This is a genomic window from Flavobacterium erigeronis (assembly GCF_054075165.1).
In genome coordinates this window covers 272,475-298,608 of record NZ_JBSKGP010000001.1, presented here as the reverse complement: position 1 = coordinate 298,608, position 26,134 = coordinate 272,475, and the positions used below count along the sequence as shown (strand labels likewise).

Sequence of the window (26,134 nt, the reverse complement as noted above, 5' to 3'; positions counted from 1 at the left end):
TATTATGGGTTATTTAAAATATACACAATACGTTTACATCCTTTTTGCAGTTTTCTTTACTTACGATGGTTTCGTAAAACTAAACGAAGGAGATGAGAGCTATCCTTTCTATTTTGTAATTGCAGGAATGGCAATTTTCATGTTCTTCTTTAGGAGAAGATTTCTTAACAGGCATAACGACCGTAACAAAAACCAATAAAAAATGGAAATTAGTATTATAATAATCTGTTTAATACTAGCCGCCTTTTTTTCTGGGATGGAAATCGCTTTTACATCCGCTAACAAAATTTATCTCGAAATAGAAAAGAAACAAGACGATTTCTTGTCTCGAATCTTAACCAAATTAACCGAAAATCCGTCAAAGTTTATTGCGGCCATGCTTATTGGCAATAATGTAACTCTGGTAATTTACGGTTTTTTTATGGGCGATCTCATCTTAGAATGGATGGCCTATTTTGGTTTAGTTTTTTCTGATTGGTGGAATGTGCTAATTCAGACACTTCTCGCAACATTTGTAGTTTTGCTAACCTCAGAATTTTTTCCGAAAGTATTTTTTCAAATTTATGCCAATTCGTTAATTAAAATTCTAGCGCTTCCAGCATATTTGTTTTACCGATTATTTTATTACATCTCTACTTTTTTTATCTGGATTGCAGATTTTGTTTTAAGTAAATTTTTTAAAACAGAAGGAAGCCAAATCCATTTGTTTAGCCGTATAGAACTTGGCAATTATATAACGGAACAAATGAGTACGGTTGAAGAAGAAGATGAAGTAGATTCTGAAATTCAGATTTTCCAGAATGCATTAGAATTTTCTGGCGTGAAAGCCCGTGATATTATGACGCCTCGAACAGAAATTGTAGACATAGATTTATTTGATACAGTCGATGATCTTAAAGCGATGTTTATAGAAACAGGCTATTCTAAAATTATAATAAGCCAGAATTCATTAGATGATATTGTGGGTTATGTTCATTCATTCGATTTGTTTAAAAAGCCGTCAACTATAAAATCGGTTTTAATGACGGTTGAATTTGTTCCGGAAACAATCTTGATTAAAGATGTCTTGAATTTGCTAATCAAAAAACGAAAAAATGTAGCAGTCGTTTTAGACGAATATGGTGGAACTTCTGGAATTATTACAATTGAAGATATTGTAGAAGAACTTTTCGGCGAGATTGAAGACGAACACGATTTAGACGAAGAATTGGTTGAAGAAGAATTAGGAGAAGGCAAGTATTTGTTTTCGACTCGATTAGATGTTGAGTATCTCAATGAGACTTACAAATTGATGATTCCAGAAGAAGATTCTTATGGCACATTAGGAGGTTTTATTGTAAATCATACCAAAGAAATTCCGCAAAAAGGAGATAAAATCGTAATAGACAGGTTTCATTTTTCTATTGAAGAGGCTTCAAATAAGAAAATCGAACTAGTCAAATTAAGGATTAAAGAGTGATTTTTTAAATTAATGAAAAAAAAAGTTGAAAATAAAACGCTAGTTGTATTGTTATTAACTAGATAATTGTATTTTCGCAAACTGAATATAAAATTAACGATAATAAAATGGCAGTTTTAGCAAAAATTAGACAGCGTTCCGCTTTATTGATAGGAGTTATTGCACTTGCATTATTTGCATTTATAATACAAGATCTATTTACAAGAGGAACATTTGGTCAAAGTTCAAAAGATGTAGGAAGCATCGATGGAAAAGATATTTCATTTGAAGACTTTAGAGTTAAAGTTAGTAATGTTGAAAAAAGTGGGCAAGGTATAACTTCCACTGAAGCTGCAAACAGAGTTTGGGATCAAGAAGTTTCAATCGCTTTATTGTCAACGCAATTTGATAAATTAGGATTGAGAGTTGGTGAAAAACACATTTTAGAGGTTTTGAAATCAGATCCAAATATTGGTAAAAACCCAATGTTCTTAAACGCAGCAGGAATTTTTGATGTTGTTAAGTTTAAAGATTATTTTAAATCAAATCCAGAAGCGGCGCAATACATCTCTCAAAAAGAGAAAGATGCTGAATTGAATGCAAAGTTTCAAATCTATAATACTTTAATTAAATCAGGACTTTACACAACTGCTAGTGAAGGAAAATTAAAGTATGAAATGGAAACTAATAAAGTAAGTTTTGCTTTTGCAGCTGCTCCATATTCTTCTATTAAGGATAGTGAAGTAAAAATCTCTGATGATGAGATTGTAGCTTACATGAAGAAAAACGAGAAAAAATTCAAAGCAGACGCAACTCGCGAAATCCAATACGTTTTAGTTGAAGATAAAGCTTCTAAAGAAGATGAGGCTGAAATTAAAGCTAAATTAACTGCATTATTATCAGGAAGTGTTGTTTACAACGCAAAAACGGGTAAAAACGATTCATTGCCAGGATTTAGAAACGCAACAAACATTGCTGAATTTGTAAACGCAAATTCTGATGTTCCTTACGATTCTACTTATGTTCCTAAAAATGCATTGCCAGCAGTTGATGCTGATAAATTATTCAGCTTGCCAGCTGGAGCAATTTACGGACCATACGTTTACGGAAGATACTACGCAATCTCTAAATCTCAAGGATTTAAAGCTGGTGTTAATGCAAAAGCAAGTCATATCTTAATTGGTTACGAAGGATCTCAAACTCCAAACGCAAAAGAAAAAAGAACTAAAGAAGAAGCTAAAGCTAAAGCTGAAGAAATTTTAGCACAAGTTCAAGCTAATCCAGATAGTTTTATGATGTTAGCTTTTACAAGTTCTGATGATTCATCTGCACAGCAAGGTGGTGATTTAGGATATTTTGGGCCAAACCAAATGGTAAAACCTTTCAATGATTTTGTATTCAGCAACGGAATTGGTAAAGTTGGTTTAGTAGAAACTGTTTTCGGTTTCCACATTATCAAAATTACAGACAAACAAGACGGAATTCGTTTAGCTACAATTGCTCAAAAAATCGAGCCATCTGAAGCTACTTCTGATAAAGTATTTACATTAGCAACTAAATTTGAAATGGACGCTGCTGATAAAGATTTTAATGTTGCAGCTAAAGAATTAGGTTTAAAAGTTGCTCAGCCAGTTAATGCAAAAGCTATGGATGAAGCGTTTGGACCATTAGGAAACCAACGTAACATTGTAAGATGGGCTTTTGATAAAGAAACAAGCAAAGGAGATGTAAAACGTTTTGAGATCGCAAACATCGGACACGTTATTGCACAATATAAAGGCGAAAACAAATCTGGTTTAGTTTCTGTTGATATGGCAAGACCTTATGTGGAGCCAATCTTGAAAAACAAGAAAAAAGCAGAATTATTAAAAGCTAAAATGCAAGGTTCAAGTATTGAAGCTATTGCTAAAGCGGCGGGAGTTGCTGTTCAGCAAGCTGCAGACGTAACTCTTGATAATCCAGTTTTACCAGGTGGAGTTGGACAAGAGCCAAGAGTAGTAGGAAATGCATTTGCTTTAACTGCAAACAAAATTTCAGCTCCAATTGAAGGAAATACAGGTGTTTATGTAGTGAAAAATATTAAAACTGTAAAAGCTCCTGCAATTGCTAATCACGCTGCCTATGTAGAAAAAGTAAAAGCTCAAAGTGCTAATGATGCAAACAGAGTATTGCCAGCTTTGAAAAACAATGCTAAAATTGAAGATAACAGATTACAATTTAATTACTAATTAAAAAGTAACTCCTCTTATAAAAACCCGAAACGCTTATGTGTTTCGGGTTTTTTCTTTTCCTAAGATATCTATAATTAAATTTTATATTTTTTTTTGAGGTAATTTTCTTAATCTATATAGGAATAATCGAAATTTAATTTAAAAAACTTGTGATTTTCAAATTATTACAGTTAATTTGCTCGAATTTTTAATTTAACATATTTTTGGCTTTTGCTAAAAAGAAAATAAGAATCCATAAACAAAAACTATAATAATCAATTATTTAATGTTTTTTACTTTTAAGTTTTTTAGAAAGAAGCCAAGAGTATATACCAAAATAGAAAGTCATATTTATGGTATTATTATAGAGCTTTTGAAAGTGGCTAGCACCGACATCAATGTTGATGAATTGGGTGGAAAGTATTATTTAAGTAATGAAGAGCAGCATTTTAAAGTTACTATTTTGAGCAACGATAATGTAATTAGATTAACTAATACTCATGATTCTGTTGCTGAAAAATACGATAAAATTTTTGTAGAAGACGTTTTAAGAGCAGTAAAAGAAGAAAAACACCGCCGAATGGAGGTGGTTTACGATTCTATTACAAATAGTATCGAAAAAATGGCAGAACGCTTGCATAATAGGCTTATAGAGTCTAATGAGCAAGAAAGCAAAGCTGTTCGTCGTTTAGAGACAAAGCACATTAGAGGCAATAAAAGAGCTAATTAATTTGTTTCTGAAATTGATTTTATAAAATCATTTCTTCGTAAGTCAAAATTGTCTCATATCCTTTAGTAAAGAAATACTCCTTCGGATTTTCTTTAGAAACTACCAATATAAAATCGCCGCCCCAAGCTCCAAGACTTTTAATCACTCCATTAAAATCAGGGAAAACAGCCTCTTTTATAGTCTGCATTTCTAAGATATTACTCAAATGGATTTCGTGTTTCTGAATTGCCACAGCAAACTCTTTTAAAGTCTGGGCATGAAGAATTGCATCTGTAATTCGATTATTTTCTGCAACGCTTGCTGCTAAATGATTGCTTTTATGATTATTATAAGAATGTATGGCTGATTTGCTATTTTGCTTTTTATTCAAATAAACAAAATAAAGATGTTCCTTAAAGTCAGGATTAAATTCAACTTGTTTTACAAAATTATCTTTAATTCGATATAAAACTGGAGTGTTGTTTTGCGCGCAAGCAATATCATAACCGCTGCCGCCAAAGCTATTGTTAAGCAAAGTAAAAGCATTAGTTTCTGTCCATTGGGCAATATTATTTATAAGCGTAGAAGAAGTTCCTAATCCCCAGTTTTTTGGAAAACTCAAATGGGTGCTTACTTTGTATCCACTAGCACTATCAATAAATTTTGGATTCAAAATATAAGCCTCGTGCAGAATATTTACTAAAGTAGATTTTACGGTATCAATTTGCGGATCTGAACCTTTTATAACTTCATCAAAAGAAATAGTTTCTTCAAACCATAAATGCTGGTCGTGGTCGTAACTTTTCCATTCAATTTGTTTGTCTTCAGAACTTTCAATTACTAAATCCTGACCAAATTTTGTAGGTAACGCAAAAGCATCTGCTCCGTCTAAAACAAGATATTCTCCAGCGATAAAAAGTTTTCCGTTACTATAAAATGTTTTCTTCATTGTTGTATAAATTCCAATATTTTAAATTCCAAATTCCAAGACTCAAATTCAAATTCCAAATTCTGTTGTTTTTGGAATTTGGAATTTATTTAAAAATTGAAATGTTTGGAATTTAACTTTCGTTATTTTCTAAGGTTTTCAATAAATTCTACCACAGCACTATGAGAAACGGCTGTTTTTTTGAAATGCGTTTTAATTAAATGGCGCTCTTCATCTGTAGCTTCAAATTGATTGATAATGTTGTTCAAGTGCATTTTCATGTGGCCTTCCTGAATTCCGGTGGTAGTTAAAGAACGTAATGCTGCAAAATTTTGCGCTAAACCTGCAACAGCTACAATTTCCATTAATTCTGGGGCAGAAGGTTTTTCTAAAATATCCAGACATAATTTCACTAAAGGATGCAAAGAAGTTAAACCGCCAACGGTTCCCACTGCAAGAGGAATTTCAAGCCAAAAAGTAAAAATTCCATCTTCGATTTTCGCGTGAGACAAACTTGCGTATTGGCCATTTCTAGAGGCATACGCATGTACACCTGCTTCTACAGCTCTAAAATCATTTCCGGTCGCTAGAATTACAGCATCGACACCATTCATGATGCCTTTGTTGTGGGTAACGGCTCTAAAAGGTTCGATTTCTGCAATTTGCACGGCCTGAACAAATCGCTCTGCAAATTCTTGTGGATTCGTAATATGTTTTTCTGCTAATTCTTCAATTGGGCAAGAAACTTCAGCTCTAACAAGGCAATGCGGCACATAGTTAGAAAGAATACTCATTATGACTTCTAATTTTTCATCATTTTGGCATAAGTCAGAATTTTGAGCTTCTTCTTTTAAGGTCGAAGCAAATTGCTCTAAACAAGAATTTATAAAATTAGCTCCCATGCTGTCTTTTGTTTCAAAAGTAGCATGAAGCTGATAGTAATTTTCTAGTAGACTTCTTTTATCTTTTAGTTTAATATCTAAAATTCCACCGCCACGCTGCTGCATATTTTTGGTAATGCTTTGTGTTTCTGAAAAGAATTTTGGTTTGATTTGGTCAAAAAACTGAGTTAGTTTTTCGGCATCACCGCTATAGGTAAAATGCACTTGGCCAATTTTTTCGGTATCAATTATTGTAGCTTTAAAACCGCCTCTTGTTGACCAGTATTTTGCTGCTTTTGAAGCCGCTGCAACAACAGAACTTTCTTCAATGGCCATCGGAATGGTTTTGTATTTTCCGTTGATTAAAAAGTTAGGAGCAACTCCAAGAGGGATATAAAGGTTTGTAATCGTATTTTCTATAAATTCGTCATGAAGCTGCTGAAGCTTTTCGTCTGAATTCCAGTAATTTCTTATAATATTTTGCGCCTCTTCAGGATTCGAAAAATATTCATTTGCAATCCAGTTAATTTTTTCTTTTTTGGATAATTTAGAAAATCCAGCAACAGCGTTGTTCATTCTCAATATATTAAATAATAATGTTGCGGCAAAGATACTATTTTAAGAGTTTTGTTTGCAATCTATTTTGAAGATCGAAATACGCAATCGTTATTTTTTTTAACATTTAACACTTAAAATGTGTATTATGTTTAAATTTTTCACTAAAATTGGGCTCTTTTTATATTTAAAATAATTCTAATGAATACAAGTAAATTTACTGCAGTACTTTTATTTTTAACTGCAGTCGTTTTTGGACAGCAAAAGATAACTGTCGAAAATGTTTTTGGCGGTACTTTCCGGGCTAAAGGAATGGATGAGCTGCAATCGCTAAAAAATACAAATCAATATACTGTTTTAAATGTTGATATGGCGAGCAGAAGTATGCAGATTGATTTATACGATTTTGCAACGCTAAAAAAAGTATCGAATCTTATAGATACAAAAAACCATAAAGAACTTGCCGACGGAATTGACAGCTATACTTTTGATGCTTCTGAAAAAAAGATCTTAATTGCTTGTAATTCAAATAAAATCTTCCGTCACTCTTTTACTGCAGATTATTTCCTTTATGATATCGCAGCAAAATCTCTGACTAAACTGGTTGATTTCCAAATTCAAGAACCAACATTCTCACCTGACGGAACTAAAATTGCTTACGCGAAAGAAAACAACTTATATATTTATGATGTTGCTTCAAAAAAATCAACGGCAGTTACAACTGATGGAAAGAAAAATGCCGTTATAAATGGAATTACGGACTGGGTTTACGAAGAAGAATTCGCTTTTGTACGTGCGTTTGACTGGAGTAAAGATAGTAAAAAACTAGCTTATATTCGTTTTGACGAAAGCCAAGTTCCAGAATTTTCGATGTCAATTTTCCACAAAGATTTATATCCAAAAATTGAAACTTTCAAATATCCTAAAGCTGGAGAAAAAAATTCTGTAGTTTCATTGCATATTTATGATGCTGCTGGAAATACTTCTAAAAAAGTAGATTTAGGAAACTATAATGATTTTTACATTGCAAGAATGCAGTGGACAAATGATGCAAATGTGCTTTCTGCACAGGTTTTAAACCGTCATCAAGATAATTTAGATTTACTATTTGTTGATGGCAATACAGCTACAGCAAAAGTTGTTTTAAATGAAAAAGACAAAGCTTACGTAGATATCACAGATAACTTGACTTTCTTAAAAGACAACAGTTTTATTTGGACAAGCGAAAAAGACGGTTTTAATCATATTTATGTGTATGATAAAAACGGAAAGCTTAAAAATCAGGTTACAAAAGGAAACTGGGAAGTGACTAATTACTACGGTTTCGACGAAAAAAACAAAACTATTTTCTACCAGTCTACAGAAAATGGTTCTATAAACAGAGCAGTTTACCGTATTTCATTAGACGGAAAAAATAAAACAGCTTTAACGGCTAAAGTTGGAACAAACGCGGCGACTTTTAGTCCAAATTTCCAATACTTTATCAATACCTATTCTAGTGCTACTCAGCCAACGACTTACACTTTGAATGAGGCTAAATCTGGAAAAGAAATTCAGGTTATTGAAAATAATCAGGCTCTTGCTGATAAATTAAAAGGTTATAATCTTCCTTCTAAAGAATTTATTGTTTTAAAAACAGCAAAAGGAAACGAATTGAATGCTTGGATTTTAAAACCAAAAGATTTTGATCCTTCAAAAAAATATCCTGTTTTCATGTTCCAATATTCTGGTCCAGGATCGCAGCAGGTAGCAAATCAATGGAATAATTCTAATGATTACTGGTTTATTTCATTGACACAGCAAGGTTATATTGTGGCTTGTGTTGACGGAAGAGGTACAGGCTACAAAGGAGCAGATTTCAAAAAAGTAACCCAAAAAGAATTAGGAAAATACGAAGTTGAAGATCAGATTGATGCGGCAAAAGTAATTGGTGCTTACTCTTATGTTGACGCTTCTAGAATTGGAATTTTCGGATGGAGCTATGGTGGATTTATGGCTTCTAACTGTATTTTCCAAGGTAACGACGTATTCAAAATGGCAATTGCCGTTGCTCCGGTTACAAACTGGCGTTTTTATGACAGTGTTTACACAGAAAGATACATGCAGACTCCACAGGAAAATGCAAGCGGATACGATCAAAACTCTCCTATAAATCATGTTAGCAAGTTAAAAGGGAAGTTCTTGTTGATTCATGGTTCTGGAGACGACAACGTTCACGTTCAAAATTCAATGCAGATGATGGAAGCTTTAATCCAGGCAAATAAGCAATTTGATTCTCAAATTTATCCAGATAAAGATCATGGTATTTATGGCGGAAACACGAGAATTCAGCTTTACAATAAAATGACCAATTTTATCAAAGAAAATTTATAATCTAAAAATATACTAAACCTAATTAAACAGAATATAATATGGGAGAAACTCAAGTAAAAACTGCGCATCCAAAAGGACTTTGGGTATTGTTTGGAACGGAGATGTGGGAGCGATTCAATTTTTATGGAATGCGAGCTTTATTGACTTTATTTCTTGTGAATTCATTATTAATGAAAGAAGAGGAAGCTTCGCTAATTTATGGTGGTTTTCTTGGACTTTGTTACTTAACACCAATGTTAGGTGGTTTTGTTGCCGATCGTTATTTAGGAAACAGAAACTGTATTCTTTTAGGAGGATTATTAATGGCAATTGGACAAATGCTTTTGTTTACCAGCGGAAGTGTTTTTGAATCAAATTTAGGTCTGGCAAAAATCATCATGTATTCTGCATTAGGTGTAATTGTTTTTGGTAACGGATTCTTCAAACCAAATATTTCTAGTATGGTGGGAAGTTTGTACCCAAAACAAGAAAAAACAAAATTGGATAGTGCTTTTACTATTTTCTATATGGGAATTAACATCGGAGCATTTCTTGGGCAGTCAATCTGTCCATTATTAGGAGATGTTAAAGATGCAGGCGGAGTTAGAGATATCCATGCTTTTAGATGGGGATTCATGGCAGCTTCTGTTGCAATGTTATTAGGGACAATTCTTTTTTACTTCTTAAAAAATAAATATGTGGTTTCTCCAGAAGGAAAACCATTAGGAGGATTGCCGTCTAAAAACGATGCTTCAGATTTTGAAGAAGGAGAAGCGCAAAAAGCAAACTTTTCTACTAAAGCTTTGATCGGTGCTGGAGTTGCATTTATTGCTTTAGGATTCTTTTTCCATTATGTTGTGGGTCAGAACTTGATTTATACATTGATTTACTCAAGTGGTTTGGCATTAGCAGGATTAATTATTTCTGATACTTCTTTGACTAAAATTGAAAGAGATAGAATCATTGTAATTTACATCGTTTCGTTTTTTATTATTTTCTTTTGGGCTGCGTTTGAGCAGGCTGGTTCATCTTTGACATTCATTGCTGATAACCAAACAGACAGACATTTCTTCGGGTGGGCAATGCCACCGTCAATGGTTCAAATTTTTAATGGATTATTCGTGGTGCTTTTGGCTGTTCCTTTTAGTGTTCTTTGGGATACTTTAAGAGCTAAAGGAAAAGAACCTATTTCGCCAGTAAAACTTGCTGCAGGATTAGTAATAATTTCGATCAGCTTCTTAATGATTGCTACTCAGGTTTCTTACATCGGAACTTCTGGACTTTTATTGGTTAAATGGCTTATCTTATTATATTTCTTAAACACATGTGCAGAATTATGTTTATCTCCAATTGGTTTGTCATTGGTGGGTAAATTATCTCCAAAACGTTTTGCTTCATTATTATACGGAGTATTCTTTTTGTCTAATGCATCTGGATATGCATTAGGAGGAACTTTAGGTTCTATCTTGCCAGCAACTGGTGATAAATTTGCAAAAGCAAAAGAACTTGGAATCGATCTTCAAGCGGTTTTAGATAAAAAAATAACACCATCAGCTGAGCAATTAGCTTTATTGGATCAACATCAGATTAGTGCGCAAAATCCAATTTTTGCGGGATTCGAAATCCATAATTTATATGAGTTCTTTATGGTTTTTGTTGTCTTGACAGGGATTGCGGCAATTTTATTATTTGCTTTAACGCCACTTTTGAAAAAATTAATGCACGGTGTTAGATAAATGGAAAGCAAGATTACTTTAGAAGAAATTCAAAATTTTGAAGGCAAGTACCCAAAACAATTGTGGTACTTGTTTTTGGTTGAAATGTGGGAGCGTTTCTGTTTCTACGGAATGAGAGGGGTTTTAGCAGTTTTCATGGTAGACCAATTAGGTCTGGTTGAAGGAAAAGCAAATCTTCAATATGGTGCAGTACAGGCTTTTGTTTATGCTTTTACGTTTATTGGAGGGATTTTTGCAGATAAAATTTTAGGATTTAAAAAATCGCTTCTTTTTGGAGGAATCGTTATGATTTTGGGTAATTTGCTAATTGCTGCAAATCCTCACGATTTCTTTTACTATGGAATAACACTTTCTATTATCGGGACAGGTTTTTTTAAACCAAACGTTTCTTCCATGGTAGGAGAATTATATCATGAAAACGACGGCCGTCGTGATGCAGGTTACGGATTATTTTATGCTGGGATTAATATTGGAGGAATGCTCGGTGGAGCAATACCGATTTATTTAGGGAAAAATTATTCATGGAGTCTTTGTTTTCTTTCGGCGGCGATTGTTATGATAATTGGTGTTGTAACTTTTCTTCTAACGAAAAAGCATTTAGCACCAATTGGAAATTCTCCATTAGAAAATCATGCGCCTAAAAAACGAAATCTTTATGAGATTGCTGTTTATGTAGGCTCTTTTGCAGTAATTCCACTAGTTTACATGATGGTTATAAATTCTGATTTTACAGAGTATTTTATGTATACTATAGGGATTTTAGCTTTGGTATATTTTTTATACGAATTGATACTAATAAAAGAAAGAAAGCAGCAACTTAAGTTTTTGGCTGCCTTTATTTTTATTTTTGCATATTTTATGTTTATGGCAATTTCTGAGCAATCAGGAGGTTCGTTGTCGTTATTTGCCAAAGATAATTTAACGAATAAACTGTTGTTCTTTAATATCGATCCAAATGTAGTTAATAATAGTATTAACTCACTGTATGTTATTGTTTTTAGTCCATTATTAGGCTTTTTGTGGATCTATATGTCTAAACGAAAAATAGAGCCTAATACAGTAATTAAATTTGGTTTGTCATTTATTTTATTAGCAGCAGGTTTTTTTATCTTTTATGCTGCTAGATATTTTGTAAACCAAGACGGATTAAGTTCGCTAGACGTATTTGCTTTAGGATACCTTTTGTATACATTGGGTGAATTGTGTATCGGTCCAATCGGAATGTCGGTAATTACAAAATTGTCTCCAAAAAGATTATTTGGAATGATGATGGGATTATGGTTTCTTTCTAGTGCATTCGGACAGTTTGCTGCTGGTAAATTAGGAGCTGAAATGTCTGATGCCAATACAGGAACTACATTAATGTCTAAACTTATTGCTTACACAAGCGGATATTATCAATTGGCTGTTTATGCTCTTATTGCAGGTATTGCATTTATTGTTCTAACGCCATTAATTAGAAGATTAATGCAAGAAGTTAAATAATTACATTGTAATCACTTTTTGTATAAATTTGTGGAAAATTTCTCATTATGAAAAAAATAGTACTTATTGCTTTGTTTTTACTTGGTGCTGCAAATCTTCAGGCACAAGAATTAAAATGGTATACAGATGTTAGAGAAGCGATTACTGTTAGCAATAAAGAACAAAAGCCTATGCTTATGTTTTTTACTGGTAGTGATTGGTGTGGCTGGTGTATTCGTTTGCAAAATGAAGTTTTAAAGACTGCTGAATTTAAAAAATGGGCAACAGATAATGTAGTTTTGGTTGAATTAGATTATCCTAGATCTGTTCCGCAGACTCCAGAGCTTAAAAGTCAAAATAACGAATTGCAACAAGCTTTTGGTATTCAGGGGTTTCCAACTGTTTTCTTTACAAGTGCAGAAACAAAAGAAGGAAAAGTCAACTTTAAAGGTCTTGGTAAAACAGGCTATGTGGCTGGCGGACCATCAGCATGGTTAACTGTTGCAGAAGGAATTGTACATCCAAAGAAATTATAAATTTCGATTTAAAATAATCAAAAAAAGCCTCTTACTTAGTAAGGGGCTTTTTTTTTGTGTTTAGTAGGAAAAATTCTTTACAAAAAGCTTTTAGATTGTGTGTTTTATATTTTATTATATATAAAAAAACACATAATGTATTTTTTGTGCCAATAAAATTTGGATAACTAAAATATAATGTTAATTTCGTCTTGCTAATCTAACCAAAACCAATTTATATGACTAAAAAATTACTTATCCTACTGTTTTTTTTTGGGTCATTTATGATGCAAGCACAAAATAATCTAGCATGGAGAACAAACATGACAGATGCCATTGCCATAAGTAATGACCAGAAAAAACCAATGTTGATTTTATTCACTGCCTCAGGTGTACCAGAAAATCTTCAAAATGAAATCTTTAAAACGCCAGATTTTGCTGTTTGGTCAAGAGATAACGTGGTCTTGGTAAAACTGGATTTGTCTGATATGAACGCTTCAGATAGCGATCGCGAACAAAATGTGAAATTAAAAAATGCATTTGGAGTTCAAGATCTTCCAGAAGTATGCTTTGCAATGGCATCAGTAAGAAAAAACAAAACTACTTTTAGCGCTTTAGGAAAAATAGCGTATAAACCTGGAGGAGCCAAGGCTTGGATTGCAGAATCAAATGCAATTTTACATCCAGCAGAATAGTAAACGATTTCATTCGACTTTTATTTTAATTTTTTTTTTAGTCCCTTTCTGTTTTACAGAAGGGGATTTTTTTATAAAAGGGTTTACTAAGAATTTGATTATTTTAATTAGTGTTTATTTTACATTTATTAAAAAATAGACTATTTATTAGCAATTTGATTTTAATGTTTAGAAGTTGGTTTTTAATCGCTTAAAAGTTTTTATTGGATTATATTTTTATACTACTTTAGTTTTATTAACATAACCAAAACCAAAATTATATGCCGAAAAAACTACTTATCCTACTATTGTTTTTAAGTCCATTTTGTATGAATTCTCAAAATATAATATGGAAAACAGACATTAATGACGCTGTGGCTACAAGTGCCGAAAAGAGAAAGCCCTTGCTGATTTTTTTTACTGGGCAGGGTGTAAACCAGCAGCTGCAAAATGAAATTTTTTCTACTCGAGATTTTGAAGAGTGGGCTCGTAAAAATGTTATTTTGGTCAAACTAGATCTTTCAGATCCTACTATTACTGATGCCGCTAAAGAGCAAAACTTACGTTTAAAGAATGCTTTTGGTATCGAAGAGATTCCGCAAGTTTGTTTTTCTGAAGTGACTGTTAGAAAAGACAAAACAAATTTTAACAAACTCGGACTTATTGGATATACTTCTTCTAGTGCGAAAGCTTGGATTTCTGAATCCAATTCGATTTTAAATCCAGAATAAAAATTATAATCTATAATATCCCTTTTCTTTTGTTGAATGAAAAGGGATATTTTTTTTACTGCAGCTAGTTTTCCAATATTTCAGAATGGAGTTTGAGTTGGAGCCATCTGCAATTACAATTTTAGGCTGTATATTTTCTAGCAACCGATCAAGATTAAGTCTAGAAGTTTGAGTAAGAATTAAAATGTCTGGTTTTATTTTTTCTGAAAAAGTTCTACTGCTATCTATAATCAGAATTTTGGTGTTTTTAAAGTAAAGCAGATTTTGAATCTTTTTAATTCCAGACAAATCAATTGAATTTCCGACGAGGTACGAATTAATATTTTTGTTGTTATGAATTGTAGTGTCTCTGCTATAAAGCACAATATTTTTTCCCAAACGCTCAGAAATAAGCGTATTGTTCTTTTCGTTGTAAACAATTAATTCTTTTTGTTTTTCAGTTTCTATTTTGGTAAAAATAAAAGCAAGCTGAATCAGTATAATAGAAGCAGATGCCAGTAGCAATTTCTGAAAATTCGGTTTTTTGATCCAGATTATGGTACTTATTATAAAGATTGAGAATGCCCATAAATGATACATATTAAAGCTGATATCACGAATAACAAATGAATCAACAGAGGCGACCGCATGAATCATAAGGTTTAACAGATAAATGCTTTTCTCAAAAATCTTTGTAATAAATATTGGTGGACTGCTAAAAATAGCAATAATCATAACGACAATTCCGGCAATCATGATGAATGATAAAAGCGGAAGTATGATGATATTTGTGACAAAAAATAATCCTGGAAATTGATGAAAATAATAAAGGCATAAAGGCAACGTGCCAATCTGCGCAGCAAACGAAACAGTTAGCGCTTCCCAAATGTAAACCGCTAACTTGTTTTTTGGTTTGTAGATATTTTTTAAAATGGGCTGTAGCCAAAGAATGAAAAATAACGCCAAATAACTTAATTGAAAACCAACATCAAATAGGAAATACGGTTCAAAAAGTAAGATCAATAAAATCGAAACCAATAAAGTATGGTAGATATTGCCGTTTCTGCGAAGATGATTGCCAATGGCAAGAAATGAAAACATGACTACAGATCTGAGAACGGAAGGAGATAAACCTGAAATTACCGCAAAGCCAGCCAAAGAAACGAGAATCGAAGTTAATTTAATGAAAGACCCTTTTTTTGTGTTTGGAATTGGCTTTAGAATAAAAGTGATAAAAAGCATTATAAAGCCCACGTGAAGCCCAGAAACCGATAAAACATGCGTTGCTCCAGAATATTGATAATCTTGAATAATGTCGGGTGAAATCTCTTGCTGTTGGCCTAAAATTAATGCCAAAGCTACATTCATTTCCTCTTTATTGAATTTTGATTTTTCAAGATTGGAAATTATTCTCGAATGCAATCTAGCGCAATAATACCAAATGTCTTTTTGGATAGTTTTGCTAACTAGAATTTGATTTTTCTGGCAATAAATCTGTGCATAGATTTGTTTGTCTGCCAAGTAACGGCCGTAGTCAAATTGATTCGGATTTTTGCTTGATTTGTTTTCCTGTAAAAGCGTTTGAATTTTAATGCTGTTGCCAATAATCAAATGGTTTTTGCTACTGTCCTTCTGAACGTTTACAATTATTTTTCCCGAATACGGTTTTCCTGAGATCGTTTTTATAAGGCCGATGTATCTATCGCTGTAATCATTGCTTTTTAATTTTTCTCTTAAAAGTAAAGTTATAGATTGAGGATTTTTGAAAGCAGATTTACAATGAGTATAATTGTTTTTCTGAAGGTTTTCGGTATGGCTTAAAAGTGTAAAAGTGCCAATGAAGAAAGACAAAATATAACTTGAAAATCCGAATAAAAAAGATTTCTTATTTCGGTTTAAAGACCAAAAGAAAGCTCCGCAAAAAGAGACAAAACTCAACGCAAGCAAAATAATAACTAATGAAATCGAAAAATGCAGATAGTACGAGGCAATTACGCCAAGTGCAAAAGCAATTATAATTTTTACTAACGGAAAATCTAATACTTTCATGGTGTAAAAGTATTAAATATTTGTAAGAAAAATAATAAATTTTTTATTTAAGGAATAACTCTGTTAACTTGTTCAAAAGAGTTTTTATAATAAGGTTCTTTAGTAGAAGAAATAATTACACCTTTTGATGTAGAAGAATGGACAAATTTTACTTCATCAGAATTGACTTCTGTAATTAATCCGACGTGATTTATAGTTCTACTTTTATTGGTTTTAAAGAAAATCAAATCTCCCTTTTGGGCATCATTTAGCGGAATTACCTTTCCAACTTTTGCCTGTTCGTAAGAGGGTCTCGGAAGTTTGATATTCTCACTTTCAAAAGTGGTATAAACAAGTCCTGAGCAATCAAATCCGCTTTTGGTGGTTCCTCCAGCTTTGTAACGAACTCCAATATTTTCGGTTGCTTTTTCTACTAAATTATTAACTAAATACCTGCTTTCTTTTTTTGATTCGCTTTTTGTATTGCTATTTTTTGATACTGCTGTTGAAGTGGATTTACAAGAAGTGAAAGCAATTGCTAAAAGCAGAAAAAGGATTATTTTTTTCAAAATCAATTAATTATTTTGTTTTAAATCGGCTACGATAAGTTTTGCGGTGTTTTTGCTTGCACCAACTCCACCTAATTTTTGTTCTAATATATCGTAGTTTTGCAACACTTTATTGCGATAGTCGGGCTCTAATAATTTTTGAAGCTCTTCTTTGATTCGTTTTTTGTTGCAATCTCCTTGAATTAATTCGGTTACCACTTCCTTATCCATAATTAAATTGACAAGAGAAATGTATTTTAAAGTAATAATACGTTTGGCAATCTGATAAGAAACTTCGCTTCCTTTATAGCAAACCACTTCAGGCACTTTAAAAAGAGCCGTTTCTAGAGTTGCCGTTCCAGAAGTTACTAGCGCAGCTGTTGAAGAACGAAGCAGATCGTAAGTTTTATTAGAAACAAAAGCGATGTTTTTGTTTTTTAGAAACTGCTGATAAAATTCATATTCCTGACTTGGAGCGCCAGCAATTACAAATTCGTAATCCTGAAAATCATCAACAACACTTAGCATTACGCTCAGCATTTTGGTAATTTCCTGTTTACGGCTTCCTGGCAGAACAGCAATAATTGGTTTTTCGCCCAGATTATTTTCTTTTCGAAACAATTCCTCGTTAAATGCTGGCTGATTCTGGATGGCATCAATAAGCGGATGCCCGACAAAATCTACTGGAAAATGATGTTTGTCTTCGTAAAAACTTTTTTCGAAAGGCAAAATAACATACATCTTATCGACGTCTTGTTTAATGGCTTTGATTCGGTTTTCTTTCCAAGCCCAGATCTGAGGAGAAATATAATAATGCGTTTTATAGCCTAATTCTTTAGCCCATTTTGCAATTCGCATATTAAAACCAGGATAATCAATAAAAATAATAACATCTGGCTGAAATTCCGTGATGTCTTTTTTGCAGATTTTAATATTATTTAAAATAGTTTTTAAATTGAAAACCACTTCGATGAAGCCCATAAAAGCAAGGTCACGATAGTGTTTTACGAGAGTTCCGCCTGCTTTTTGCATTAAGTCGCCGCCCCAAAATCTAATTTCTGCTTCTGGATCTTCAACGTATAATGCCTTCATTAAATTGGAACCGTGTAAATCTCCAGAGGCTTCTCCTGCAATGATGTAATACTTCATGTTGGTTTTTTTGTAAAGTGCTAACGGTGACTTAGCAAAGATAATATTTAAATAACTAATGTAGAAATTGCCAGTACAATCACGGCTAAAATTACACCTCGAGCCATAAATTCTTTATTTCTTTTTAAAAGAATAGCAAATACAGCAAGATTTAAAAGTGTTCCTAAAGTGATTATTTTTCCCAAATATCCTTGCTTTCTAATCATTTGAAATCCTGAAGAAATGTCAAATGTTGTGAAAAAAGTGATGAATAGATAGCTTCCTAAAAGAGCCGTAAAAATTCCGATTAAAAAACCGATTAGTATTTCTTTAGTCATTTAATTTCCAAGTGTTAAGTTGCTGAATAGAGTGGTGGGCAGTCAAGTCAAATTGTACAGGAACTACAGAAATATATCCGTTTGCCAGAGCCCATTCGTCAGTATCTTCGCCTTGGTCTTCATTGACAAATTTTCCGGCAAGCCAGTAATAATCTTTTCCGAAAGGAGTTTGTCTTTTTTCAAATTTCTGTGCGTAGTAGGCTTTCGCTTGACGGCAAACTTTAATTCCTTTTATTTCTGATTCTTTAAGTTTTGGAAAATTGACATTTAAAACAACTCCTGGAGGGAGTTTATTGGCAAGGGTTTCTAAAGCAATCTTTTTGACAAAAGATTTTATGGGTTCAAAATCGGCATTCCAATCAAAATCCAAAAGAGAAAAACCAATTGCCTGAATACCTTCAATTCCCGCTTCTACGGCCGCGCTCATTGTTCCAGAATAAATGACATTGATAGAAGAATTGGATCCGTGGTTTATTCCCGAAACGCACAAATCTGGTTTGCGTTTTAAGATTTCGTTGACAGCAAGTTTTACACAATCAACAGGAGTTCCAGAACAGCTGTATTCTGCAATTGTATCATTTTCTTTCGAAATTTTATCTATAAATAATGTATTGTTTACTGTTATGGCGTGACCCATTGCGCTTTGTGGTTTGTCTGGCGCAACGACAATTACGTCGCCTATGGTTTCCATAACGCTAATAAGGGCTCTAATTCCGGGAGCCAGAATACCATCATCGTTAGTTACTAAAATTAGTGGTTTCTCAGCTTTCATTTAATAAAAATTATGTGTAGTTTTAACAATTGTAAGATTTTAAATCTAAATTTAATTGCAAATTATTCGAGATAAGTCACAAATAATGCAAAATTTGTCAACTAAGGTAAAGAACTTTTTTGCGAATTAAACATTTTTATATCTTTAACAAAAAATTATCGTGACGTTAGCTCTCGTGGCATAGTTTTTAACGTAATTTAGATAAAAAATTTTGATGAATGCTATTATAAAGTTTATGAAAAGAAATTATAAGATACTCATAGCCGTATTGTGCTTATCGCTTACCTTATTTGCATTTAAAATGAATGCCGATAGGACAATCGACCCAGATCCTAATAGAGACAAGACACTTTTGGAATTGCTAGCATTTGTTATTGAAAAAGGGCATTATAGTCCGGCAGAAATAAATGATGAATTCTCAAAAGGTATTTTTAAAGATTATATTGAGGCTCTAGATCCTTCAAAAAGATTTTTCCTTCAGTCTGATATTGACGAGTTTAAGCAATATGAATTAATGTTGGATGATCAGTTTTTGAATAAAGATATTACATTCTTCAACCTGACTTATACAAGGTTAATGAAGCGTATGGAAGAAAGCAAAAAACGTTATAAAACGATTTTAGCGCAGCCATTTAACTATAATGTTGATGAAACTTTTGATGCGGATTATGAAAAAATCCCGTATGCAAAAAACTTAGCTGAGATTAATGAAAGATGGAGAAAACAAATAAAATTATCTACACTTTCTTCTTTAGTTACTAAACAAAAAATTGAAGAAGAAAAGAAGAAAAAAGATCCAGCTTACAAAGAAAAGCCTTTTGAAACTTTAGAGAAAGAAACTCGCGAAAGTTCTCTAAAATCTCTAGATGATAATTTTAGCGTAATTAAAGATTTGAATAGAGAATACTGGTTTTCTGTGTATTTGAATTCTATCATGGCTCGTTTTGACCCACATACAAGTTATTTTGCACCAGAAGAAAAAGACCGTTTTGATGTTAATATCAGTGGTAAATTGGAAGGAATCGGAGCTCGTTTGACTAAGAAAAATGATTTTACTCAAATTGACGAATTGATTTCTGGAGGTCCGGCTTGGAAAGGAAAACAGCTTGAAGCGGGAGATTTAATTTTGAAAGTTGCTCAAGGAAATGAGGAACCGGTAGATGTTGTTGGAATGCGTTTGGACGATGTTGTGAAAAAAATTAAAGGTCACAAAGGAACTGAAGTAAAACTGACAGTTAAAAAAGTAGACGGTTCTATTAAAGTGATTTCAATTATTAGAGATGTTGTTGAAATTGAAGAAACCTACGCTAAATCTAGTATTGTTGAGAAAAACGGATTGAAATATGGGGTGATTTATCTTCCTAAATTCTATATCGATTTTGAAAATAAAGATGGACGTGACGCAGGAAAAGATATTGCTCGCGAGGTTGAAAGATTGAAACAGCAAAATATTAACGGTATCGTGTTAGACGTTCGTGATGATGGCGGTGGATCTCTTTCTACCGTGGTTGATATTGCTGGTTTATTTATCGAAGAAGGGCCAATTGTTCAGGTAAAATCTGCTGGTAAAAAGAAAGAAGTTTTATACGATAAAGATAAAAAAATCGAATGGGATGGTCCGCTTGTAATTATGGTGAACAGTTTTTCTGCTTCGGCATCTGAAATTTTAGCGGCAGCTATTCAAGATTACAAACGTGGAGTTATTATCGGAAGTAAACAAACTTACGGTAAAGGTACTGTTCAAAATGTATTAGATTTAAATCAGTTTGTGCGTAATGCAAACTACGGAGATCTTGGCGCATTGAAAATTACGGGGCAGAAATTTTACAGAATTAATGGAGGTTCGACTCAATTAGAAGGTGTTCATAGTGATGTGGTAATGCCAGATCGTTATGCTTACTTAAAAATGGGAGAAAGAGATATCGACAATGCAATGCCTTGGGACAAAATTGATCCAGCCGATTACAGCACTTGGACTTCTACTGAGAATTTCAATAAAGCAATTATGAACAGTAAAAACAGAATTGCTCAAAATGCTCAGTTCAAATTGATTGATGATAATGCGAAATGGATCGATGTTAAAAACAAAGAGAACGTATACAGCTTGAATATTAAGAGTTTTAAAGCAACTCAAGAACAAGTTGAAAACGAAGGAAAAAAATACAAACCAATTTCTGATTACAAAAACGATTTGATTTTTAAATCGCTTCCTTATGAAGAAGATGAAATGAAAGCAGATGCTTCTTTAAAAGAGAAAAGAGATGCTTGGCACCAAGCTTTATCTAAAGATGTTTATGTAGAAGAAGCTTTGAATGTTTTGGATGATTTACAGACAAAAGGTTTGGTAAAAAATGCGGTTAATCCTAAAATGAAAAAGGATAAACTAGTGAAGTCTTAAGTTCGAAAAGAATTTAATTTGTTTAAAAACGCTCTATAAATTTTTGAATTTATGGAGCGTTTTTTTGTAAGTTTAACTTTTAAAAAATAGAAATATGAAAGTTTGTTTGAGTTTGGTTTTAATGAGTTTCGCTTTGTTTTCTTGTAAAAAGGAAAATGTAGAAATTACTGAAAAAGGAAGTAATGAAGAAGCTGTTTCTTTTAAGGGAAATCCAACAGCGACTGATAGTACTGTCTATACGGTTGCTTATTTGCCAACTTCGACAACAAAACAGATTGTAAAGCATCAATATTACACTTTGTCATATAATGAAAAGTTTGAACAAGCAGAATGGGTGGCTTACGAATTGAAAAAAGAATATTTGAAAAATAATGATTTCAAAAGACCATATTTTATTGAAGATCCAAAAGTAACAACAGGTTCTGCAGATTGGAGAAACTATAAAAAATCGGGTTATGATAAAGGACATCTTTGCCCTGCTGGAGATATGGAATTTAGTAAAGAGGCTTACAATGATACTTTTTATACTTCGAATATTTCTCCGCAGAAAAAGGAATTCAATTCTGGAATTTGGAATAGAATAGAGCAGAAGACGCGTTACTGGGCTGGGAAATACAATGATATTTATGTAGTGACTGGCGGAATTCTAAAAGATTCGGATAAAAAAATAGGGAAAGAAAATGTTGCTGTCCCTAAATATTTTTATAAAATTGTTTTAGCTAAAAATGGTAAAGAGCATAAAGCAATTGCTTTTTTGGTTCCAAACGAAAAGAGCGACAAATCGATTTATGATTTTGTTGTTCCGATTGAAACTTTAGAAAAAATGACTGGAATTGATTTCTTCCCGAATCTTAAAAAATTAAAAAGTAGTAAGGACTTTTAAATCTGCAATAGTTTCTGTTGGATTTTCAGCTTTGAAAACAAAGCTTCCAGCAACTAAAACATCAGCTCCAGCTTCTACTAATTGCTTGGCATTTTTGCTTGTCACGCCACCATCGATTTCGATTAGTGTTGAAGCGTTTTTGCGTGTAATTAGCGCTTTTAGTTTCTTTACTTTGTCATAAGTGTTTTCGATGAATGACTGGCCCCCAAATCCTGGATTTACGCTCATAATGCAAACCACATCAATATCATTAATAACGTCTTCTAATAAGTCAACATTAGTATGCGGATTCATAGCTACTCCAGCTTTCATTCCTTCTGCTTTAATTGCTTGCAATGTTCTATGTAAATGTGTGCAAGCTTCGTAATGTACGGTTAGTCCATTTGCTCCTAAATCGGCAAAATTTTTAATGTATCGATCTGGATCAATAATCATTAAATGTACATCAATATATTTTTTGGCATGTTTTGAAATTGCTTCTAAAACCGGCATTCCGAAAGAAATATTCGGTACAAAAACTCCATCCATAATATCGATATGAAACCAGTCGGCTTGACTGTTATTAATCATTTCGACATCTCGCTGTAAATTAGCAAAATCTGCTGCAAGAACTGAAGGAGCAATAAATGTATTTATCATTGTATAGTTGTGTGTTGTTTTTACAAAGATACTTAGAATGTGAAATTTTACCGCAAAGCTCGCAAAGGATTTTCGCAGAGTGCGCAAAGTTTTTTTTTAAATAAATAAGAAGGCAAAGTTCACAAAGCTTTGTGGACTTTATCTTTAACAAGAACCTTTTTATAATCTTAGCGCGCTCTGCGAAAATCCTTTGCGCCCTTTGCGTAACAAAAACATTAACAAATAAAAAACTCCGGTAATCAGCCGGAGTTTCAATCATCAATCAAAAAACGAACAGTCAATCAAACTGTTGTTTGCGGTAAAATTCCAAATTATAAAACCCAAATTCCAATTTGTGTTGGAATTTGGAATTTTAGTATTGAAATTTAATATTTTTATCCTAAATAAGTTTTAAGGATTTTACTTCTAGAAGTGTGTTTCAATCTGCGGATTGCTTTTTCTTTAATCTGACGAACACGCTCACGAGTTAGGTCGAAAGTCTCTCCGATTTCTTCAAGAGTCATTGGGTGCTGATCGCCAAGACCAAAATACAAACGAACAACATCTGCCTCTCTTGGAGTTAATGTTTCTAAAGAACGTTCGATTTCAGTACGAAGAGATTCGTGAATTAATTCTCTATCTGGATTTGGAGATTCACCAGAACGTAATACGTCATAAAGGTTAGAATCTTCTCCTTCAACAAGCGGAGCATCCATAGATAGGTGACGTCCAGAGTTTTTCATAGACTCTTTTACGTCGTTTACGGTCATGTCAAGTTCTTTTGCAATTTCCTCAGCAGAAGGCGGACGCTCATTAGACTGCTCTAATAAAGCGTACATTTTGTTGATTTTATTGATAGAACCAATTTTATTTAATGGTAAACGTACAATACGAGATTGTTCAGCTAATGCTTGAAGAATCGATTGACGAATCCACCATACAGCGTAAGAAATGAATTTGAAACCACGAGTTTCATCAAAACGTTGAGCCGCTTTAATTAAACCTAAGTTTCCTTCATTAATTAAGTCAGGAAGAGTTAATCCTTGATTTTGATATTGTTTAGCCACAGATACTACGAAACGTAGGTTGGCTTTTGTTAGTTTTTCTAAAGCTCTTTGATCACCAGTCTTTATTCTTTGTGCTAATTCTACCTCTTCATCAGCGGTAATTAGGTCAACTTTTCCAATTTCTTGTAGATATTTATCTAACGATGCAGTTTCACGATTAGTTACCTGCTTGGTGATTTTAAGTTGTCTCATGTTGTTGTCTCCCTATTTTTTAAAGTGTACAAATGGTTATACGTAGAGAGTATCGAAAAAGTTACAATTATTTTTAATTTTTTTTAAATTTTTATGCAATACCAGATTGAATCGATAATTTAACGTGTTAATTGAGGTATAAAATTTAGCCTTGATCAAATTATTGGTCAAGGCTAAATGTATTATAAATAAGGAGTTATTATTTTACAGTAATGTTTTTTGAAACGTAAACAGGTTGTCCGTTTTCTGTAAAGCCTTCTAAAACAACTTCAAAATTTCCTTTAATGTCTGAAGTGTAAAAAGACAATTGGTCTTCTTTAGATTCTAATTTCACATCAGGTTTCCATAATAATTGATATCTGTAGTCTGGAATCCTTTGCAGTTTATTTCCCGATGCATAATCTGGATTGTTGTATACTTTTTGAGGATTAGGACGCTGAATTTCCATTGTTTTCAGATATTTTTTTGCGTAATTTTCTGAAAATTCATTGTTTTTAGTTTCAAAACTTATTAAACCGCCATATAAATTTGGTCCATAAACATAAGGCTCTGTAATTAAACTTACTTTGTTTACATTGGCCATGTTGTAATCAAAAAGATCACTTGGATCCTGAATTAATAATCCATCTACTAATACCAATGGTGGGCCATAAATTTCTAGATCTTTTTGGTTGTTTCTAATATGAAGCACATATTTGCCGTTATTTCTTCTGTAATAAAGCTCTACAATAACCTCTACAATGTTTTCTTTTAATGTAGGGAATCTTGTGTAGTCATCTAAAACATAAGCTTTTTCAATTGTGCTGAAAAAAGGATTCATAACGGCTTCTGTCACCAAACTGTCTTTTTTAATTTGATAATAAGCATTTTGAATTTGGCTAGCCGTTGATCTTTCTTCAATTTCTTGTTTTAAGTTGGGAGATAAATTCAACTTTGATGTAAATTGTAATGAAGAACTATCATACTTTGGAAAACCATCTAAGTGAATAGTGTAGTCATTTCGGTTTTCGTCTGTTACTTGCAAAATAGCATTTGGAAAATTAGGAAATTGATCTAGTAAAAATGCAAATTTTCCTTGAGCATTTGTTTTTACAATTTTCAATACGTATTCCTTTCCAGGCAGTGATAAAGCAATCGACTTGTTGCTCAAATCCTGATTATTGCTTGATGTAAGATAGCCTGTGATAAGTTCTGATCTTACCTCTGGAATATAGGTAAATGAACTTGTATTAAAAGCAGCATAATTTTCTGCAGATTTCTTGGTGAATTCTGCTGGGGTAAGCTGTTTTAAAGTTGGGATTTGATCTGTTTTTCTGATCGAAACAGAATAATTTCCTTTTTCGATAGTTTCAGTCAGCGATTTCAATTTTAAATTGACTTTTTCTCTAGTATAGTAACTTTCTTTGTCAAATTCAAAATCAATTCTTTTATTATTTTCTGTATTTGAATTTATAATTTGAGTTGTTGTCGCAGTATTTTGCGTGTCAGCAAGATTAAATGTTATGTTATCTGTTGACTCTTGAGTTTGAAACGGATTTATGATGAAAATATCTAGTTGGTGTTTTTGCGAATTCGGATCATTTAGCATCCATTTTGTGTAGGCAACCACTTTGTAATTTCCAGTTTTTAGAGTTGTCGGAATAAAGTAATCTCCCGTTCCAATTCCGTTATCAAGGTATATTTTGTTTTTCTGAACAGATTTTTTTTCGCTGTCAATTAATTCAACATAAGCAATTTTACTGATTTGGCTTGTTTTATTGTTTAAAGGATCTAAACAATACAGTTTGAAATACAATGTTTCTCCAGTCAAAAAAGTTGTAGTATTTGAATGTAGAAAAATAGTTTCCTGAGTTGAAAGAGTAGGCGTATTTTTATTTTGAAGATGCTGTGCAAAAACAAATCTGTTCTGCATTAACAAAATTACCAAAAGAATGATATGCTTAATTCTTCTGATATTCGCTTGATTATAATATGTGTAAAGATTTCTCAT

The 26,134-nt window shown here is 32.7% G+C and carries 22 protein-coding genes; 12 read left to right on the top strand and 10 right to left on the bottom strand.

All coding sequences use genetic code 11. The features are described 5' to 3' along the window. Positions 1–4: 4 nt before the first annotated feature. The 4 genes from ACWA1F_RS01230 to ACWA1F_RS01215 all read left to right on the top strand — a co-directional run bounded on the left by ACWA1F_RS01230 (position 5) and on the right by ACWA1F_RS01215 (position 4,378). Complete coding sequence (locus ACWA1F_RS01230) at positions 5–199, top strand: hypothetical protein (protein WP_306155716.1); 195 nt, start codon at positions 5–7, stop codon at positions 197–199. Between the two features lie 3 nt (positions 200–202). Beyond that, on the top strand, positions 203–1,459 hold the full coding sequence (locus ACWA1F_RS01225) for a hemolysin family protein (RefSeq protein WP_456890950.1): 1,257 nt from the start codon (positions 203–205) through the stop codon (positions 1,457–1,459). 107 nt (positions 1,460–1,566) lie between these two features. After that, positions 1,567–3,666: a peptidylprolyl isomerase gene (locus tag ACWA1F_RS01220; RefSeq protein ID WP_456890948.1), complete on the top strand. Its 2,100-nt coding sequence runs from the start codon at positions 1,567–1,569 to the stop codon at positions 3,664–3,666. A 268-nt stretch (positions 3,667–3,934) separates the two neighbouring features. Continuing rightward, positions 3,935–4,378, top strand: a complete 444-nt coding sequence (locus tag ACWA1F_RS01215) for a hypothetical protein (protein WP_456890946.1) — start codon at positions 3,935–3,937, stop codon at positions 4,376–4,378. Positions 4,379–4,397: 19 nt separating this feature from the next. Here the strand turns inward: ACWA1F_RS01215 and ACWA1F_RS01210 are convergent, their stop codons facing one another. Continuing rightward, positions 4,398–5,306 carry a GYDIA family GHMP kinase gene (locus ACWA1F_RS01210; protein ID WP_456890944.1) on the bottom strand — a complete coding sequence of 303 codons (909 nt, stop codon included), beginning with the start codon at positions 5,304–5,306 and terminating at the stop codon, positions 4,398–4,400. A 122-nt stretch (positions 5,307–5,428) separates the two neighbouring features. Beyond that, the gene (locus ACWA1F_RS01205) at positions 5,429–6,742 is read right to left on the bottom strand and encodes a hydroxymethylglutaryl-CoA reductase, degradative (protein WP_306155723.1); all 1,314 of its coding nucleotides are present in this window, start codon (positions 6,740–6,742) and stop codon (positions 5,429–5,431) included. A 180-nt stretch (positions 6,743–6,922) separates the two neighbouring features. On the opposite strand from ACWA1F_RS01205, the gene ACWA1F_RS01200 reads away from it, so the two are divergent. The 6 genes from ACWA1F_RS01200 (at position 6,923) to ACWA1F_RS01175 (ending at position 14,193) form a co-directional block, all read left to right on the top strand. Next, complete coding sequence (locus ACWA1F_RS01200) at positions 6,923–9,094, top strand: S9 family peptidase (RefSeq protein WP_456890942.1); 2,172 nt, start codon at positions 6,923–6,925, stop codon at positions 9,092–9,094. Positions 9,095–9,132: 38 nt separating this feature from the next. Then, positions 9,133–10,809 (top strand): peptide MFS transporter, encoded by a 1,677-nt coding sequence (locus ACWA1F_RS01195; RefSeq protein WP_456890940.1) that lies wholly within the window; start codon positions 9,133–9,135, stop codon positions 10,807–10,809. Continuing rightward, the gene (locus tag ACWA1F_RS01190; protein WP_456890938.1) at positions 10,810–12,294 is read left to right on the top strand and encodes a peptide MFS transporter; all 1,485 of its coding nucleotides are present in this window, start codon (positions 10,810–10,812) and stop codon (positions 12,292–12,294) included. 47 nt (positions 12,295–12,341) lie between these two features. Next, on the top strand, positions 12,342–12,809 hold the full coding sequence (locus ACWA1F_RS01185) for a thioredoxin family protein (RefSeq protein WP_456890936.1): 468 nt from the start codon (positions 12,342–12,344) through the stop codon (positions 12,807–12,809). Between the two features lie 218 nt (positions 12,810–13,027). Then, positions 13,028–13,483: a thioredoxin family protein gene (locus tag ACWA1F_RS01180; RefSeq protein WP_456890934.1), complete on the top strand. Its 456-nt coding sequence runs from the start codon at positions 13,028–13,030 to the stop codon at positions 13,481–13,483. Positions 13,484–13,743: 260 nt separating this feature from the next. Then, the gene (locus ACWA1F_RS01175) at positions 13,744–14,193 is read left to right on the top strand and encodes a thioredoxin domain-containing protein (RefSeq protein ID WP_306155736.1); all 450 of its coding nucleotides are present in this window, start codon (positions 13,744–13,746) and stop codon (positions 14,191–14,193) included. Positions 14,194–14,196: 3 nt separating this feature from the next. On the opposite strand, the gene ACWA1F_RS01170 is transcribed toward ACWA1F_RS01175, so the two are convergent. From ACWA1F_RS01170 to surE, 5 genes are read right to left on the bottom strand one after another with little or no spacing between them, the layout of a single operon-like run. Further along, positions 14,197–16,221 carry a ComEC/Rec2 family competence protein gene (locus ACWA1F_RS01170; protein WP_456890932.1) on the bottom strand — a complete coding sequence of 675 codons (2,025 nt, stop codon included), beginning with the start codon at positions 16,219–16,221 and terminating at the stop codon, positions 14,197–14,199. A gap of 47 nt (positions 16,222–16,268) precedes the next feature. After that, positions 16,269–16,769 carry a C40 family peptidase gene (locus ACWA1F_RS01165; protein ID WP_456890930.1) on the bottom strand — a complete coding sequence of 167 codons (501 nt, stop codon included), beginning with the start codon at positions 16,767–16,769 and terminating at the stop codon, positions 16,269–16,271. A gap of 6 nt (positions 16,770–16,775) precedes the next feature. Next, positions 16,776–17,897: a lipid-A-disaccharide synthase gene (gene lpxB / locus ACWA1F_RS01160; RefSeq protein WP_456890929.1), complete on the bottom strand. Its 1,122-nt coding sequence runs from the start codon at positions 17,895–17,897 to the stop codon at positions 16,776–16,778. A gap of 47 nt (positions 17,898–17,944) precedes the next feature. After that, entirely contained in the window at positions 17,945–18,214 is a 270-nt protein-coding gene (locus tag ACWA1F_RS01155; RefSeq protein WP_456890927.1) for a hypothetical protein, read from the bottom strand. Then, entirely contained in the window at positions 18,207–18,986 is a 780-nt protein-coding gene (gene surE / locus ACWA1F_RS01150; protein WP_306155742.1) for a 5'/3'-nucleotidase SurE, read from the bottom strand. The genes ACWA1F_RS01155 and surE overlap by 8 nt, the downstream gene beginning before the upstream one ends. Positions 18,987–19,200: 214 nt before the next feature. Here surE and ACWA1F_RS01145 point away from each other — a divergent pair, with 214 nt between their 5' ends. Then, positions 19,201–21,384: a carboxy terminal-processing peptidase gene (locus tag ACWA1F_RS01145; RefSeq protein ID WP_456890926.1), complete on the top strand. Its 2,184-nt coding sequence runs from the start codon at positions 19,201–19,203 to the stop codon at positions 21,382–21,384. A gap of 94 nt (positions 21,385–21,478) precedes the next feature. Further along, the gene (locus ACWA1F_RS01140) at positions 21,479–22,267 is read left to right on the top strand and encodes a DNA/RNA non-specific endonuclease (RefSeq protein WP_456890924.1); all 789 of its coding nucleotides are present in this window, start codon (positions 21,479–21,481) and stop codon (positions 22,265–22,267) included. Here the strand turns inward: ACWA1F_RS01140 and rpe are convergent. The 3 genes from rpe to ACWA1F_RS01125 form a co-directional block, all read right to left on the bottom strand. Then, positions 22,244–22,906: a ribulose-phosphate 3-epimerase gene (gene rpe / locus ACWA1F_RS01135; protein ID WP_456890922.1), complete on the bottom strand. Its 663-nt coding sequence runs from the start codon at positions 22,904–22,906 to the stop codon at positions 22,244–22,246. The genes ACWA1F_RS01140 and rpe overlap by 24 nt on opposite strands. A gap of 374 nt (positions 22,907–23,280) precedes the next feature. Further along, complete coding sequence (locus ACWA1F_RS01130; RefSeq protein ID WP_456890920.1) at positions 23,281–24,144, bottom strand: sigma-70 family RNA polymerase sigma factor; 864 nt, start codon at positions 24,142–24,144, stop codon at positions 23,281–23,283. A 199-nt stretch (positions 24,145–24,343) separates the two neighbouring features. Continuing rightward, the gene (locus ACWA1F_RS01125; RefSeq protein WP_456890918.1) at positions 24,344–26,134 is read right to left on the bottom strand and encodes a hypothetical protein; all 1,791 of its coding nucleotides are present in this window, start codon (positions 26,132–26,134) and stop codon (positions 24,344–24,346) included.